Raw genomic sequence first — 1,436 nt, 5'->3', positions numbered from 1 at the left:
CCAATAGTGTTCGGCATGCTCTGATGGCGGTATGTGACAAAAGTGTCACTTGTACATTTTAACATATTTTGCTTTAATCCTTCGCGTGGAACCGGGAAGGAAAGCCAAGCCTGATATTAGTCAGAATCAACTCCAGAGCTGGAAGTTGCTTCAGGAGTTCCGCACTCTGCTCAATGAGACAGCACCGTCCTTCCCTCTTCAGACAAAAAAGGGTGGGCCAAAGCGTGAGCTTCTTGAAGAGGACTACCTTTGCTCTTTTCTGTTCGCCCAGTTCAACCCGGTTATCGATTCCATGAGGGGGCTCTGCGCATGCAGCCGTTTCAAAAAAGTCCAGGACATGGTCTGTCGCCGCTCCATGAGCCTGGGGAGTTTTTCAGAAGCGCAGTCCGTCTTTGGCTTCGAGCGACTCGAAGAACTTTTCAGAAAACTTGCGGCTGAAAACATCGGCAATTCCGTCAAAAAAGCAGGCATCCCGCCAGGTCTGCTCAAATCGTTACGGCTGGTCGACAGTTCCGTCTTTTCGGCCCTGCCCCGCATGGCATGGGCTCACTGGCGCACCCATTACGGAACAAAACAATCGGCACTTCGCCTGCATATCAAGTTCAGTTTGCTTGATGAAAAGCCCTCGGGTGCACTCATCAGTCCCGCCAAAACCTGCGAACGCAAGGCTTTGGAGAAGATGATCCAACCGGGTGAGTTCTATGTCGGGGACCGCTATTACGGTCGTGATTACAAATTCCTCGAGCGTCTCAACGATGCTGGGTGCAGCTATTTGATGCGTTTGTATGAAACCGCCTCCATCAAGGTGGAGCATGACCTGCCTCTGACGGATGACGACCTTAAGGCTGGTGTTGTATCCGACCGGATTGTCAGACTCGGGGCCCGCAAATGCTGGCATCTCAAATCAGTGAGGGTGGTCCGCATTGAGAAACCAGAACTTGATGAACCCATTCTGCTGGTGAGCAACCAAACCGACTCGAATAACTTGGCTGCGGGTCTTTTGGCCGACATCTATCACCGACGCTGGGAGATTGAATTATTTTTTCGCTGGTTGAAGTGTATTTTCGGCAAGCCGAAGCAGTGGCATTGGTTTGCGGAGAGTGCCGAAGGCGTGGGCATACAATTATACTGCGCATTGATTGCAGCACTGTTACTTTCCAGACGTATGGGGAAACTTCCCAACAAACGGACAATGGAAGCCTTGCGCTGGCATCAAACTGGCATGATCGACGCGGACGAGCTGGCACGGGCCATCGGCCAAACAAAACCGTAAAAATAATGACGGATATACGCGGGGGAATCCCTCGCGGCCATTGTCGTGCCCGGATATCAAGGGCTCCTTATAAATTATAACTTAGACACTCCGTGTGTTATTTATGAGCAAACTGACTTTCAGCCACATTGTAACCAGCACTATGCATGCCGAACACTATTGG

1 protein-coding gene is annotated in these 1,436 nt (G+C 50.9%); it reads left to right on the top strand.

The features are described 5' to 3' along the window. Positions 1–85: 85 nt before the first annotated feature. Positions 86–1,273 (top strand): IS4 family transposase, encoded by a 1,188-nt coding sequence (locus HW115_RS19495; protein ID WP_178935338.1) that lies wholly within the window; start codon positions 86–88, stop codon positions 1,271–1,273. Positions 1,274–1,436 lie beyond the last annotated feature (163 nt).

Source organism: Oceaniferula marina, from assembly GCF_013391475.1.
Classification (GTDB): Bacteria; Verrucomicrobiota; Verrucomicrobiia; order Verrucomicrobiales; family Akkermansiaceae; genus Oceaniferula; species Oceaniferula marina.
Note: the sequence above shows the minus strand (reverse complement) of the source record. Positions and strands in the feature narration are given on the sequence as shown.